The sequence below is a fragment of the Reyranella sp. genome (assembly GCF_965279465.1).
In the GTDB taxonomy this organism is placed as follows: domain Bacteria; phylum Pseudomonadota; class Alphaproteobacteria; order Reyranellales; family Reyranellaceae; genus Reyranella.
Map to the genome: position 1 here is coordinate 1,315,245 of NZ_OZ257242.1, position 14,605 is coordinate 1,329,849.

13 protein-coding genes are annotated in these 14,605 nt (G+C 67.4%); 10 read left to right on the top strand and 3 right to left on the bottom strand.

Annotated elements, in window-relative coordinates; all coding sequences use genetic code 11:
• The first annotated feature begins 39 nt into the window (after positions 1 to 39).
• Positions 40 to 1,062 (top strand): FecR family protein, encoded by a 1,023-nt coding sequence (locus ACQY8M_RS06365; protein ID WP_428670004.1) that lies wholly within the window; start codon positions 40 to 42, stop codon positions 1,060 to 1,062.
• Positions 1,063 to 1,172: 110 nt separating this feature from the next.
• Positions 1,173 to 3,680, top strand: coding sequence for a TonB-dependent siderophore receptor (locus tag ACQY8M_RS06370; protein ID WP_428670006.1), 2,508 nt, complete (start codon positions 1,173 to 1,175; stop codon positions 3,678 to 3,680).
• A gap of 16 nt (positions 3,681 to 3,696) precedes the next feature.
• Here the strand turns inward: ACQY8M_RS06370 and ACQY8M_RS06375 are convergent, their stop codons facing one another.
• From ACQY8M_RS06375 to ACQY8M_RS06385, 3 genes are read right to left on the bottom strand one after another with little or no spacing between them, the layout of a single operon-like run.
• The gene (locus tag ACQY8M_RS06375) at positions 3,697 to 4,875 is read right to left on the bottom strand and encodes an acyl-CoA dehydrogenase family protein (protein WP_428670008.1); all 1,179 of its coding nucleotides are present in this window, start codon (positions 4,873 to 4,875) and stop codon (positions 3,697 to 3,699) included.
• Between the two features lie 54 nt (positions 4,876 to 4,929).
• Positions 4,930 to 6,186: a flavin-dependent oxidoreductase gene (locus ACQY8M_RS06380; RefSeq protein ID WP_428670010.1), complete on the bottom strand. Its 1,257-nt coding sequence runs from the start codon at positions 6,184 to 6,186 to the stop codon at positions 4,930 to 4,932.
• The gene (locus tag ACQY8M_RS06385; RefSeq protein ID WP_428670012.1) at positions 6,183 to 7,139 is read right to left on the bottom strand and encodes a Bug family tripartite tricarboxylate transporter substrate binding protein; all 957 of its coding nucleotides are present in this window, start codon (positions 7,137 to 7,139) and stop codon (positions 6,183 to 6,185) included. The genes ACQY8M_RS06380 and ACQY8M_RS06385 overlap by 4 nt, the downstream gene beginning before the upstream one ends.
• 105 nt (positions 7,140 to 7,244) lie before the next feature.
• Here ACQY8M_RS06385 and ACQY8M_RS06390 point away from each other — a divergent pair, with 105 nt between their 5' ends.
• From ACQY8M_RS06390 to ACQY8M_RS06425, 8 genes are all read left to right on the top strand, one after another.
• The gene (locus ACQY8M_RS06390) at positions 7,245 to 8,822 is read left to right on the top strand and encodes a YifB family Mg chelatase-like AAA ATPase (protein WP_428670015.1); all 1,578 of its coding nucleotides are present in this window, start codon (positions 7,245 to 7,247) and stop codon (positions 8,820 to 8,822) included.
• A gap of 85 nt (positions 8,823 to 8,907) precedes the next feature.
• Positions 8,908 to 9,087 carry a hypothetical protein gene (locus ACQY8M_RS06395; RefSeq protein ID WP_428670017.1) on the top strand — a complete coding sequence of 60 codons (180 nt, stop codon included), beginning with the start codon at positions 8,908 to 8,910 and terminating at the stop codon, positions 9,085 to 9,087.
• Positions 9,088 to 9,096: 9 nt separating this feature from the next.
• The gene (locus tag ACQY8M_RS06400) at positions 9,097 to 9,894 is read left to right on the top strand and encodes a creatininase family protein (RefSeq protein ID WP_428670019.1); all 798 of its coding nucleotides are present in this window, start codon (positions 9,097 to 9,099) and stop codon (positions 9,892 to 9,894) included.
• Between the two features lie 4 nt (positions 9,895 to 9,898).
• Positions 9,899 to 11,197, top strand: a complete 1,299-nt coding sequence (locus tag ACQY8M_RS06405; RefSeq protein ID WP_428670021.1) for a hypothetical protein — start codon at positions 9,899 to 9,901, stop codon at positions 11,195 to 11,197.
• A 37-nt stretch (positions 11,198 to 11,234) separates the two neighbouring features.
• Positions 11,235 to 12,041, top strand: coding sequence for a phytanoyl-CoA dioxygenase family protein (locus ACQY8M_RS06410; RefSeq protein WP_428670023.1), 807 nt, complete (start codon positions 11,235 to 11,237; stop codon positions 12,039 to 12,041).
• A gap of 15 nt (positions 12,042 to 12,056) precedes the next feature.
• On the top strand, positions 12,057 to 13,013 hold the full coding sequence (locus ACQY8M_RS06415; protein ID WP_428670025.1) for an ABC transporter substrate-binding protein: 957 nt from the start codon (positions 12,057 to 12,059) through the stop codon (positions 13,011 to 13,013).
• Between the two features lie 12 nt (positions 13,014 to 13,025).
• Positions 13,026 to 13,808 (top strand): ABC transporter permease, encoded by a 783-nt coding sequence (locus ACQY8M_RS06420; RefSeq protein ID WP_428670027.1) that lies wholly within the window; start codon positions 13,026 to 13,028, stop codon positions 13,806 to 13,808.
• A complete protein-coding gene (locus ACQY8M_RS06425; protein ID WP_428670029.1) occupies positions 13,808 to 14,590 on the top strand; it encodes an ABC transporter ATP-binding protein in 783 nt (260 codons plus the stop codon). The genes ACQY8M_RS06420 and ACQY8M_RS06425 overlap by 1 nt, the downstream gene beginning before the upstream one ends.
• Positions 14,591 to 14,605: the final 15 nt, after the last annotated feature.

Sequence of the window (14,605 nt, forward strand, 5' to 3'; positions counted from 1 at the left end):
CCTGTTGAATTTGGTGCCATCTCCGGTCGTCTATTGATAATGGATAGAGCGCCAGATCCGGCCAACGAGGCGCAGCCCGTACGGGCCAGCGAATGGCTCGTCGCCCTCGCCGATCGGCCCGAGAGCATCGCTCTGCGTGAGCGATTCGATGCCTGGCTCGCAGCCAGCCCAGCCCATGCCGAGGAATGGGCCGAGATCTCGCGCACGGCCCGGCTCGTGGGCAGCGCCCGCCCGGGAGAGCCGCAGCCCTGGGAAGCTTTCGCGGCGCGGCGTCGAGCCGAGCGGGCGGCAGCCGGCGCGAGAGTGCCGGAGGCAGTGTCCGAGGCACGGCTGCCGCAGCCGGCGACGGCCCTGGGATGGCGCTGGATGCCACTCGTCGCGGCGGCGGCCTGCCTCTTCCTCGTCTTCGGCTCCGACCTGATGATGGCGCTTCGTGCCGATCACGCGAGCGGCGCGACGACTTCCGGCAAGATACGCCTGTCCGACGGCAGCACCATTCGGCTTGCGCCGCGCAGCGCGGTCGAAGTCACCGGAAGCCGGCATGTCCGCCTGCTGAAGGGCGAGGCCTTCTTCGAGGTGATCCATGACGAGCGCCATCCCTTCGTGGTCGAGGCGCGGGAGATCTCGGTGAAGGATCTGGGCACGGCGTTCGATGTCCGGCTCGGCACGGGATCGACCGACGTCTCGGTCCGCGAGGGCCTGGTCGAGGTGACGCCGGCGCAGCGGGCGTCCGGCGTCACCGAACAGCTCGTGCCGGGCGACTGGCTGCGCATCACGTCCGCCGGTCGAACCGAACGCGGTCGCATCGCGCTCGACGACGTGGCGAGCTGGACCAGGGGACACCTCGTCGCCAAGAACCGGCCGGTGTCCGAGGTCGTCGACGCGCTGCGTCCCTACTTCGACGGCTTCATCGTGCTGCGCGGCGAGCGAATGCCCGACCAGCCGCTGACCGGCTTCTACGACCTCTCCGATCCGCTCGCGGCACTGAATGCGGTGGCGCGGGCGCAAGGCGCGACGCTGCGCCAGCTATCGCCATGGATCGTGGTGATTTCCGGCCCCTGATCTGAGATCTGCTCGCCGGCTTGAATATCGGAAGGGCGACCGTCGTCTGTTGAGCAAGAGGAAGGATGCCGGTGCGTTGCAGACATTCCAGGCCTCCTTCGGCGACGGGGATGACGATCATGTTGGCCAGGAACGGCAAGGCGATTGAGCATGCACGGGCGGGCGGGCGCTGGCTCACCGGATCGGTGGCCGCGCTCGCGGTCATGGTGCCCGCCGGGGCGCTGCAGGCGCAGACGACCGGTGACGACGCCCCCGGCATCGCCCGGAGCATCGCCCAGACCGTCGCCCAGTCGGCCGCGCTGGTGCAGTTCGACATTCCGGCCCAGCCGTTGACCGACGCGCTCACCCTCTTCGGGCGCCAGAGCGGCTGGCAGGTCTCGGTCCATGGCGACCTCCTGACCGGCCTCTCGGGGCAGCCGGTGAGCGGCGCGATGTCACCGACCGACGCGATGGCGCGTCTCCTCACCGGCACCGGTCTCACCTTCACGATCAGCGGCGGCCGCACGGTCGTCGTCCAGAAGGCCACGCAGCTCGGACAGGTCGACCCCAACGTCGTCCAGATCGGGCCGGTGCGGGTCGAGAGCCAGGGGGCAAGCGCGGAGACCGCGCTCGGGCCCGTTAAAGGCTACATCGCGAGCCGCAGCGCTACCGGAACCAAGACGGATGCCTCCCTGCTCGACACGCCGCAGTCGATCTCGGTCGTGACGCGCGACCAGATTGAGACCCAGAACGCGCAGACCGTGCCGCAGACGCTGCGCTACACGGCCGGCATCGAGCCCGAGAGCCGGGGCACCCTGGCGGGCAGCGCCGATATCATCTTCGGCCGCGGCTTCATCATGGACCGCTATCTCAACGGCCTCCGGCTGGAAGGCGCCTCCGGCTTCGTCACGCCGCAGATCGACGTCTTCAACCTCGAGCGCGTCGAGGTCCTGCGCGGCCCCGCATCCGTCCTCTACGGTGCGGCCTCGCCGGGCGGGATGGTCAACCTAGTCGGCAAGATGCCGACCACGACGCCGCGCTACGAGGCCTTCTTGCAGGGCGGCAACTACAACAGTTTCGCGGCCGGCATCGATGTCGGCGGTCCGGTGCCCGGCAGCGACACGCTGTTCTATCGCCTCGTCGGAGTCGCGCGCACGGCCGACACCCAGGTCGACTTCAACAAGTCGCAGCGCCTGTCGATCTCGCCATCCGTCACCTGGCGGCCCGATACCGACACCAGCGTCACCGTCATGCTGAGCTACCAGCACGATCCTTATGTCGGGCTGTACAATTTCATTCCGGCCGCCGGCTCGGTGCTGCCCAATCCCAACGGCAACATTCCGCGCAACTTCTTCGCGGGCGATCCCAACTTCAACCAGTACAGCCGTGACCAGTTCTCCGTCGGCTATCTCGCCGAGCGGCGGCTGTCGTCCACCTTCACCGTCCGGCAAAACTTCCGCTACATGACGGCCAACGGCCAGCTCAGCCAGGTGCTGGGCGCTGCCCTCGCTCCCAACGGCCGCACGCTCTTTCGCTACAACGCGTCGGACACCGAATATCTGACGACCGTCTCGGTCGACACGCAGCTCGAGGCGAGCGTCCCGACGGGCCCGCTCCAGCATCGCCTGCTCGCCGGCATCGATTTCCGCTGGAACAACTTCACGCAGCGGCTCGGGCTCGGTTTCAACGTGCCGTCGATCGACATCTATGCACCGGTCTACGGCGTGCAGGTCGGCCCGACCAACCTGGTGACGAGCGCGCAGCAGACCGAGAACCAGCTCGGCCTCTACCTGCAGGACCAGATCCGCTTCGACCGGCTGTCGCTCGTGCTCGGCTTGCGGCAGGACTGGGCCAACGCGGCGACGACCAACCAGCTCGTCAACACCACGGCGACGCAGGCCGATGCCAAGCTGTCGGGCCGGGCCGGGCTCGTCTATGCTTTCGACAGCGGGGTAGCGCCGTATCTGAGCTATTCGACATCCTTCCAGCCCACCATCGGCGTCACCGCGACCGGCGCGCCGTTCAAGCCGACGACGGGCGAGCAGATCGAAGCGGGCATCAAGTTCCAGCCGGCCGGCGGCAAGAGCTTCGCGATGGCGTCGGTCTACCAGATCACGCAGCAGAACGTGCTGACCGCCGATCCTGCCAACGCGCTCTTCCAGATCCAGACCGGCGCGGTTCGCTCGCGCGGTGTCGAGCTCAGCAGCCTGCTGGTACCCACCGAGGGGCTGAACGTGATGTGGGCGTTCTCCTACAACGATCCCAAGATCACGGCGAGCAACAACCGCGACATCGGCAACATGCCGGCCTTCGTGCCCAACGTAACCGCCTCGCTGTGGAGCGACTACACGATCCAGTCGGGTGCGCTGTACGGCTTCAAGCTCGGCGGCGGCGTGCGCCACATCGGGTTCACCTATTCCACCTCGGCCAATACGCTGCAGATCCCGGCCTACACGCTGCTCGATGCGATGGTGTCCTACGATCTCGGCGGCCTCATGCCGAAGCTCGGCGGCTTCGTCGCGGCCGTCAACGCGACCAACCTCCTCGACACGCGCTACGTGTCCGAATGCAGCAGCGCGACGAACTGCCTGTACGGGCAGGGTGCCTCGGTTCTGGCGAACCTGCGCAAGGTGTTCTGAAGCCGGAGCGGCCGGCCTACATCTTCCCCGAGACGATGCGCGCACCGAGCGCCCAGCGATGGACCTCCGACGGGCCGTCGTAGATGCGGAAGGCTCGGGTGTCGCGGAAGATGCGCTCGACGACCGTGTCGCGCGTGATGCCGAGGCCGCCCAGGATCTGCAGCGAGCGATCGGCGACGCGGGCGATCGCCTCGGAGCAGATCACCTTGGACATCGAGCTTTCGTTCGACGCCCGTTCGCCGCGGTCGAGCATCCAGGCGGTGTGCCAGATCGAGAGCCTTGCGAGGTGGATATCCATGGCGTTGTCGGCCAGCATGAACGACACGCCCTCGTGCTCGCCGAGCTTCTTGCCGAACGCCTCGCGCGTGCGGGCGTAGTCGGTGGCGATGTCCTGTGCCCGGTTGGCCGAGCCCAGCCAGCGCATGCAGTGGCTGAGCCGCGCCGGCGCGAGCCGCACCTGGGCATAGCGGAAGCCCTTGCCGATCTCGCCGAGGACGGCGTCGGCCGGCAGGCGAAGATCGGTGAACGACATCACCGCATGGCCGCCGGTGAAGCTCGAATCGATCGTGTCCAGCGTGCGCTCGATCTTGATCGCCGGATTGGGCAGGTCGGCGAGGAACAGCGTGGCGTGACCGCTCATCGGCCCGCCCTCGAGCTTGGCCATTATGATCGCCCAGCCGGCGTTGTCGGCGCCGGTGATCAACCATTTCGTGCCGTTGATCACCCATTCGTTGCCGTCCTGCCGCGCCGTGGTCTGCAACATGCCGGGATCGGAGCCCGCGCCGCCCGGCTCGGTCATGCAGAAGCAGGAGCGGACCTTGCCTTCCGCCAGAGGCCGCAGGAAATGCTCGCGCTGGTCGGGCCGCGCCACGACGTCGAGGAGATGGATGTTGCCTTCGTCGGGCGAGGCGCAATGGATCGCCATCGGACCCAGCATCGAATACCCGGCCGCCTCGAAGACCAGCGCCCGACCGACCTGGTTCAGGCCGCGGCCGCCGAATTCCGTCGCGACATGGGGTGCGAATACGCCGGCTTCCCGGGCGAGGTTGTTCAGCTCGATCCGCAGCTCGTCGGTCGGTCCGTGCGACGTCCAGCGCGGGTCTTTCTCATAGGGGATGACCTTGGCGACGACGAAGGCCTTGGTCTTCTCGGCAAGCTCGACGAACTCGGTCGGTGGGGCGAAGTTTATGTCCATGCCGGACAGTAGCATGCTCGGCAGCGAATGATCATGGTCAACGGACCGCGGCAATCACACGAAGCTCGGCCGCGTCCGCAGCGTCTCGCGATCGAAGCCGGAGATCTTCTTGTAGCGCTCGAGGATCGCCTCCAGCTCGGCCATCGGAATGAGCTCCTCGAGGCGGTCGAAGCGCTTCCCGCCGGAGCGGTTCCAGACCTCGCGCAAGATGGCATCGGGCGGATCGGTGCGGTTGGTGAGGACGACCTTGGACGTCGCCGGATTGCGCACCGCCTCGTAGGCGGTGAGCGCGGCCGGCGTGGCGCCGAGCGTCTTGATCCGGCCGGTGAGGAAGCGCGCGTCGACGATCGCTTGGCCCGCGCCGTTGGACCCGCGCGGATACATCGGGTGCGCGGCGTCACCCAGGAGTGTGATCCGGCCGAAGCTCCAGCGCTCCAGCGGGTCGCGGTCGACCATCGGATATTCGAGGATCTCCGCGGTCGCCTCGATCATGCCGGTGATGTCGAGGAAATCGAACTTCAGCCCTGCGAAGGCCGGCATCATATCCTCGAGCCGGCCGCGCCCGGTCCAGTCCTGGCGCACCGCCTCGGGCCGCTCCAGCTCGGCGACCCAGTTGATCAGCGGTTTCCCGCCGGTCTCCGGCGCGCCGCGGCGGACCGGATAGATCACGGTCTTGCCGACCGTCATCCAGCCGGTCGAGATCATGGTGTCGCCGCCGAGGAAGGGCGGCCAATGCACCGCGCCGCGCCACATGTTGACGCCGGAGTATTTCGGCGGGCCTTCGTCGGGGAACAGCTGGCGGCGCACCGCCGAATGGATGCCGTCGCAGGCGATCGCGACCTTGCCGTGCGTGAAGTGGCCGTTGTCGAAATGCAGGGTGGCGCGCGTGGCATTCTGGTCGAGGCGCGTGACCTTGTGGCCGAGCCGCACCGCGTCCTCGCCCAGCCGCTCGCGGGTGGCGTCGAGCAGCACCCTGTGCAGATCGGCGCGATGGATCGAGAGCTGCGGCCAGTCGTAGCCTGCATAGCGGCCGCGGGCGTCGCTGATGATCGGCTGGCCGTGGCGGCTGTAGTAGGCGAGCGTGCGCGTCTCGATGGCGTGCGCGGCGAGCCTGTCGGCGAGGCCCAGCTCGGAGAGCTCGCGCATGGCATGCGGCAGCAGGTTGATGCCGACACCCAACGGATGAATCTCGGGCGCGGCCTCGAACACGCGGCACGAGATGCCGGCCTGGTGGCAGCTGAGCGCCAGGGTCAAGCCGCCGATGCCGCCGCCGACGATCAGCACATCGGGGGAGGAGGTTGGGGCGCTCATTCGGCAACGATCCCGCGGCTGGCGACGATCTCGGCCCAGCGCTTGCGGTCACGCGCCACGATTGTTTCCAGCGCGTCCGGCGTCGAGGTGGTCGGGACCATGCCTTGCGCCTCGAAGATGGTCCTGGCGTCGGCACTGCCCAGGATGTCGGAAACCTCGCGATTGAGACGCTCGACCAGCGGCGTGGGTGTGGCCTTCGGGGCGAACAGGCCGTACCACATGTCGACATCGGCGCCGACCAGGCCGGCCTCGATCAAGGTCGGCACGTCGGGCAGCTGCGGCTGGCGTCGGGGACTGCCGGCGGCGATCGCCTTCAGCTTGCCGCCGCGGATGTACTGGGCCGAAACATGGACCGGCAGGAACATGTAGCCGATCTGGCCGCCCAGCAGGTCCTGAACCGCACCGGCCGTGCCCTTGTACGGTACGTGCAGCAGCTCGATGCCGCTCGCCTGCTCGACCAATGCCATCGACAGGTGATGCGGTGTGCCGACACCAGGGCTGCCGTAGGTCAGCTTGCGCGGGTTGGCCTTCGCGGCGGTGACCAGCTCGGCCAGCGTATTTGCCGCTTGGGCGGGGTTTGCGACCAGCACCAGCGAGCCCCAGGCGGTCAGGCTGATCGGCGCGAAGTCGGTCACCGGGTCGTAGGGCAGGTTCTTGAACAGGCTGGCGTTCATGACCAGCGTGTTGACCGAGGACATCAGGGTCAGTCCGTCGGGCTTGGCACGCGCGACCTGCTGGCTGCCGATATTGCCCGAGGCGCCGGGGACGTTGTCGACGACGACCGGCTGGCCGAACCTGGGCGACAGTTTTTCTGCCACGAAGCGGGCGACGATGTCGGGACCGGTGCCCGGGGTGAAAGGCACGACGATACGCACCGGCTGGTCGGGCCAGGCGAAGGCTGCCGGCGCTGCCATGACGCCCGCGACGAGCGGCAGAAAGGAACGACGATACATGGCCGGCATTCAATCAGCCGGCTCGGCGCGCGTCGATACAACTTACACGTGTTTTACTTTATCGTAGATCGTTCTATACTTGTTCTTGTTGGGACAGGAGATGTCATGCAGGCACGGGTGCAGACGGTAGCATTCCAGGGCGTAGAGGTGGTGCCGGTCGATGTGCAGGTGATGATCGCCCCCGGCACCCTCGCCTTCGCCATCGTCGGGCTGGCGGACAAAGCGGTCGGCGAAAGTCGCGAGCGGGTGCGCGCGGCGTTGCGGGCGCTTGGGCTGGCTCTGCCGCCGCAGCGCATCGCGGTCAATCTCTCGCCGGCCGATCTTGCCAAGGAAGGCAGCCATTACGACCTGCCGATCGCGCTGGCGCTGCTCGCCGCGATGGGTGTGATCGCCAGGGAGAGCCTGTCGGGCCTGGTCGCGCTGGGCGAGCTGGCGCTCGACGGCTCGCTGTCGCGGGTGCCCGGCGTCCTGCCGGCCGCGCTCTATGCCTCGCAGAGCGAGCGCGGCGTGATCTGTCCGGCGGCCTGCGGTGGCGAGGCGGCGTGGGCCGGCGAGCATGTCGAGATCGTTGCCGCCCCATCGCTGCTCGCCCTGATCAATCATCTGCGCGGCCAGCAGACCCTGCTGCGGCCGCAGTCCGTCGCTGCGGACGACACGGCCAAGTACCCCGATCTCGTCGATATCAAGGGCCAGGAGACGGCCAAGCGCGTGCTCGAGGTTGCGGCGGCCGGGGGCCACAATCTCTTGATGATTGGCCCGCCGGGCTCGGGCAAGTCGATGCTGGCTGCGCGCTTGCCCGGCCTGCTGCCGCCGCTCGAAGCGGACGAGGCGCTCGAAGCCACGATGGTGCGCTCCCTGGCCGGTGAGACCGGCGACGGCAAGCTCTCCCTGCGCCGCAGCTTCCGCGATCCGCATCATTCGGCGACCTTGCAGGCGCTGGTCGGCGGCGGTCACCGCGCCCGGCCGGGAGAAGTGTCGCTCGCGCACCATGGAGTGCTTTTTCTGGATGAATTGCCCGAGTTCAACCGCACTACGCTCGAGGCCCTGCGGCAGCCGATGGAGACCGGAAGAGTGACTGTGGCGCGCGCCAATGCACATGTGACCTATCCGGCGCGGTTCCAGATGGTGGCCGCGATGAATCCCTGCCGCTGCGGCCAGAATTGCCGCCGCGGCCCGCGTTGCGGGCTCGAGTACCAGGGCAAGCTGTCGGGCCCTTTGCTCGACCGTATCGATCTCTGCATCGATGTCCCCCGGGTCGAGGCCGCCGATCTCGCCTTGCCGCCGCCGGCCGAGAGTTCCGCCGATGTCGCCGCGCGCGTGGCGGCGGCGCGCGCCGTCCAGCGCGAACGGTTGGCGAAGCTCCGGTCCACGCTCACGGAGGTCGAAGCGGAGCCCAGTGCCGGCCTGCTGTCCGACTGGGCGCGCGGCTGGTCGAGGCCGCGGTGCAACGCCGACACCGACGGCAAGCTCCTCGCGGCGATCGCCGAGCCCGACGCCGAAGGCCGGGCGCTGCTGACCCGCGCCGCCGAACGGCTCGGCCTGTCGGCCCGCGCCTGGCATCGCACCTTGCGGGTCGCGCGTACGCTCGCCGATCTCGACGGCTCCGATCCCGTGCGGCGGCTGCATATCGCAGAGGCGTTGAGCTATCGCCGCCAGGAGCCGCGGAACATTCTGGCAGCCTGACGCGACGCCGTCTCTCATCCAGCAATGGTCCGACCGAAGGCTAGCTCCAAATCGCGATCTCGACGCCAGGATCGGCATCACGTCAATGATCGGTGTCAATGACATCGCCTCCGAGGTGTTCATCCTGGCTGATACGCCGGCGCTGGTGAACTTCGCCCTGAGGGATTCCAACATCATGCGGTTGTCGATGTGGTCGGTGACGCGCGTAGTGGCGCCCGAATTTCGGAATCTCTTGCCGCTTTCGAATTCCATGGCGAGGGCGTAGAAGGCAGCAATGCGCTTGGCGGTCCTGTCCGTGCTGTCGGTCCTGTGCTTCGGTGCTGCTGCCCAGGCCGCACCGCCCAGTGTCCAGCTCGAGGAATTGACCTGGACCGAGGTGCGCGCCGCCATCCAGTCCGGCACCACCACCATCATCGTGCCGGCCGGCGGCACCGAGCAAAGCGGACCGCACATCGCGCTCGGCAAGCACAATGTCCGCGCCCGCGTGCTGGCCGGCCGGATTGCCGCCGCGTTGGGCGACACGCTGGTGGCGCCTGTGCTGGCCTATGTGCCGGAGGGCGCGATCTCGCCGCCGTCGGGCCACATGCTCTTTCCCGGGACGATCTCGATTCCGGATGCCGTATTCAAGAATACTCTCGAGGCAACCGGCCGCAGCCTGCGGCGGGCGGGCTTCACCCATATCGTGCTGGTCGGCGATCACGGCGGCTATCAGTCGATCCTGAAACAGGCCGCTGCCGAGCTGAACAAGGAGTGGGCGGGCAGTGGCGCGCGGGCTCACTACATCAAGGACTATTACAGCGCCGTCGACGTCGCCTATGTGCGCGCCCTGCGCGCAAAGGGCCTGAGCGACGTCCAGATCGGCAGCCATGCCGGCACGGCCGACACGTCGTTGACCTTGGCGATCGATCCCTCGCTGGTGCGGTCCGATCATCTTGCGGGCGATCACGGCCCGGCCGAAGGCACGAACGGCGACCCCGGCCCATCGAGCGCGGCATTGGGCCAGATTGGAGTAGACCTCGTCGTATCGCAGACTGTCGCTGCGATTCGAAAAGCGCGGGCGGAGAAACGTTAGACCAATGAAGATCGGCCGTGTCGTCGCCGCCATTTCCCTGACGCTGGGACTTGGCGTTGCCGGATGGTGGGCAACGGCTCAGACCCGGCCCGTTGTCGCCGCCGTCGCGACGGTCCCCGGCATGCCGGCCGTCGCCGATCCTGCGAACCTCTACAGCGAGACCGTCGCCGGCAAGCTCAGCCCTGCCGTCAAGGGCGCCCTGTCGAGGGTCTATGTTCCCAACCGTCGCGCCAACACCGTCTCGGTGATCGATCCCGAGACGATGCAGGTCGTCGACACCTTCAAGGTCGGTCGCAATCCGCAGCATGTCGTGCCGTCGTGGGACCTCAAGACACTGTGGGTCGCCAACAATGCCGAGGGTCGTACCGACGGCAGCCTGAGCCCGATCGACCCGTGGACCGGCAAAGCCGGGCCCGCGATCCCGGTCGACGATCCCTACAACGTCTATTGGTCGCCCGACGGAAAGTCCGCGATCATCGTGGCCGAGGAGCACAAGCGACTCGACTTCCGCGATCCGCAGACGATGCGACTCCAGTACTCTATCGCGACGCCCAAGTGCGGCGGCATCAACCATGCCGACTTCTCGATCGATGGCAGCTTCGCGCTCTTTACCTGCGAGTTCGATGGCGCCGTCACCAAGATCGACCTCGTGAAGCGCACCGTGATCGGTACTCTCACGCTCAGCCCGTACTTTGCGCGGCCCGACGTGGTGGCCCAGCTCACCGCGCTCGAGAAGAAGAAGTCGCAGCTGATCACCACACAGCAGGTCATCGTCCAGGAGGCGCCCGAGCTGGGCGGCGCGATCTGCACCTCGCGCGGCATGCCGCAGGACATCCGCATTTCGCCCGATGGCACGACGTTCTTCGTGGCCGACATGCTGGCCGACGGCGTGCATGTCGTGGATGGCGCCTCGTTTCAGCAGATCGGCTTCATCCCGACCGGCGTCGGCGCGCACGGCCTCTATCCCAGCCGCGACGGCAAATCGCTCTATGTGGCGAACCGCGGCACCAACAAGATGATCGGTCCCAAGGGCGGCAAGGGCAGCGTCTCGGTGATCGACTTCGCCACACGCAAGGTGGTGAAGACCTGGCCGATCCCGGGCGGAGGCAGTCCCGACATGGGCAATGTCAGCGCTGACGGCAAGTATCTCTGGCTGAGCGGCCGGTTCGACGATGTAGTTTACCGCTTCGAGACCACATCTGGTGCGGTCGACAAGGTCAAGGTCGGCCGCGAGCCGCACGGCCTCACCGTCTGGCCGCAACCGGGGCGTTATTCGCTGGGCCACACCGGCAATCTGCGCTGAGATACCGCTGGCACGGATTCTGCTGCCGGAGGAGCTCATGACGCCACCAGTGCAAGAGATCGATGAGGAGATGATCGCCGCCTACCAAGCCGATGGCGTTGTTCTTCTGCGCGGCGCTTTCGCCGACTGGGTCGAGCCGCTGCGCGCCGGCATCGCCGCGCTGATGGCCGATCCCAGCCCGCTCGAACGCACGGTGACGCCGGCCGACGGCTCGGCGCCGTTCTTCCAGGATCTCTGCAACTGGCAGCGCATTCCCGAGTTCAGGTCGTTCGTGCTCGACCCGCGCGGTGCGGCGATCGCTGCCGCCCTGATGCGCTCGCATACCGCGCGCTTCTTCCACGATCATGTGCTGGTCAAGCAGGCCGGCACCACCACGGTGACGCCGTGGCATCACGACCAGCCCTATTACTGCGTCGAGGGCCTGCAGAGCGTGAGTTTCTGGATTCCGCTCGACCCGGTGTCGCGCGACGTGGTGATGGAGTGCGTGCGCGGCTCGCACCGCTGGGGCAAGGGGTTCCGGCCGATGCGCTTCAACGGCACGCGGCTCTATGCCGAGGACGATTTCGAGGAGATGCCCGACATGGAGGCGCTCCGGCCGACGCTCGACCTCGCCGTCTGGGACATGCAGCCGGGCGACGCCATCGCCTTCAACTTCCGCACGCTGCACGCCGCGCCGGGCAATGCCGCGGCCACGCCGCGCCGCGTCTTCTCGGCGCGCTGGGTCGGTGACGACGCCGTCTTCGCCAGGCGCTCGGGCACGACCTCGCCGCCGTTCAGGGAACTCGCCTTCGAGGACGGTGCGCCGTTCGACGCGCCGATCTTCCCGGTCATCCATCGTTCTTAAGTTCAGGAGCCTCCGATGAAATCCCTTCTCGCCTTGTCCGCCCTTGCGGCGGCCGCGTTCGGTGCGACGTCCGCGTTTGCGCAGGACACCAAGGTCAATATCGGCATCTCCGGCTGGACCGGCTTCGCGCCGCTGACCCTGGCCAAGGAAGCCGGCATCTACGCCAAGAACGGCCTCGACGTGTCGATCAAGAAGATTCCGCAGAAGGACCGCCACCTCGCGATCGCTTCGGGGGACATCCAGTGCGCCGCGACCACGGTGGAAACCTGGATCGTGTGGAACGCCAACGGCGTCGCCACCACCCAGCTCTTCAAGATGGACCAGGGCATGGGCTCGGACGGCCTGGTCGCCAAGCCCGGCATCGAGAAGGTCGAGGACCTCAAGGGCAAGACGGTCGCGGCCTCTGCCCCCGGCACCAGCCCGCACTTCTTCCTGTCGTGGGCGCTGAAGAAGGCCGGCATGAAGTTGAGCGACATCAAGCTGGTCACGCTCGAGCCTGCGCCGGCCGCCAACGCCTTCGTGGCGGGCAACTCCGGCCTGGATGGCGCGGTGACCTACGAGCCTTATCTCAGCCTGGTCCGCAACAAGCCCGAGTCCGGCAAGCTGATCGTCGATTCTCTCAGCCTTCCCGTCGTGTTCGACTCGTTCGGCTGCACGCCCAAGTTCATCAAGGAGAACCCGAAGGCCGTGAAGGCGCTGGTCGACAGCTACTTCCAGGCGCTCGACATGATCGCCGCCGACAAGACCAAGGCCTTCACCCTCATGGGCGCCGACGTGAAGCAGACGGCCGAGCAGTTCGAGGCCTCGCAGGCCAAGATCAAGTGGGCCGACCGCGCCGCCAACGAGAAGTTCTTCAATGGCGAGATCCAGGCCTTCAACAAGGACGCCGCCGCGCTGCTGCTCGAGATCGGCGTGATCAAGGCCGCGCCCTCGAACCTCGACAGCCTGTACGATACGAGCTTCCTGAAGTAGGGGCTTCCTGACGTGAGACGCGCCGGCCTGTTCGTCCCCGTTCCGCGCGGGCAACGTATCGGGCTGGGCATCGCCTTCTTCGTCGTGTTCGTGGCGGTGTGGTGGATGCTCACCGCCTCGGGCGTCGTGCCGCCGCAGTTCCTCGCCTCGCCGCCGGAGACGCTGACGGCGGCGTGGGAGCTCTTCGCGAAGTTCGATTTTGGCCACGACGTCGGCATGACGATCTGGCGGGTGGTCGGCGGCTTCCTGCTCGCCGCCGTGATCGCCGTGCCGCTCGGCATCGCCATGGGCGCCTGGAAGCCGGTCGAGGCCTTCTTCGAGCCGTTCGTCTCCTTCGCGCGCTACCTGCCGGCCTCCGCCTTCGTGCCGCTGCTGATCCTGTGGGTCGGCATCGGCGAGAGCCAGAAGCTTGCGGTGATCTTTCTCGGCTGCTTCTTCCAGCTCACCTTGATGATTACGATGATCGTCGCCGGCACGAGGCGGGATCTGGTCGAGGCGGCCTACACCCTGGGCTCGACGCAGGCCGGCACCGTGCGCGACGTGCTGTTGCCGGGCGCGGCGCCCGAGATCGCCGAGGCGCTGCGCCAGGTGCTGGGGCTGGGCTGGACCTACATCATCGTCGCCGAGCTGATCGGTGCTTCGTCGGGCATCGGCCACATGATCACCGACAGCCAGGCGCTGATGGCGACCGAGAACATCATCTCCGGAATCGTCGTGATCGGGCTGGTGGGCATGGCCACCGACCTGCTGTTCAAGCAGGCCAACCGCAAGCTCTTCGCCTGGAGCTACCTGTAGTGAGTCGCCTTTCGATCCAGGGCGTTGGCAAGACCTTTGCCGGCGTGAACGGCGGCGCGCCGACCCAGGCGCTGCTGCCGGTCAGCCTCGAGGTCGAGGACAACGCCTTCATCACCATCCTGGGTCTTTCGGGCTGCGGGAAGTCGACCTTGCTGCGCCTCGTCGCCGGGCTGGAGGAGCCGACCACGGGCAAGATCCTGCTCGACGGCACGCTGGTCGACGGGCCTGGCGCCGACCGCGGCGTGGTGTTCCAGAGCTACACGCTCTTCCCGTGGCTCAACGTGCGCCAGAACATCTGCTTCGGGCTCCGGCAGAAGGGGATGGCGACGGCGCAGCAGCGCGAGATCAGCGAGCGTTTCATCGCGGAGATCGGCCTGCGCGGCTTCGAGGATCACTTTCCCAAGCAACTCAGCGGCGGGATGCAACAGCGGGTCGCGATCGCTCGCGCGCTGGCCAACGATCCCAAGATCCTGCTGCTCGACGAGCCGTTCGGTGCGCTCGACAACCAGACCCGTGTCCTGATGCAGGAGCTGCTGCTCGGCATCTGGGAACGCGAGCGCAAGACGGTGCTGTTCGTGACCCACGACATCGAGGAGGCGATCTTCATGGCGAGCCGGGTCGTGGTCTTCACGCGCCGGCCGGGCCGCATCAAGAGCGAGGTTCCGGTCGACCTCCCGCATCCGCGCCACTACACGATCAAGACCGCGCCCGAGTTCGTCGCCCTCAAGGCGCGCCTCACCGAGGAAATCCGCGCCGAGTCGCTGGCTGCGGCCGCGACGTAATCTTCCGGACCGCGA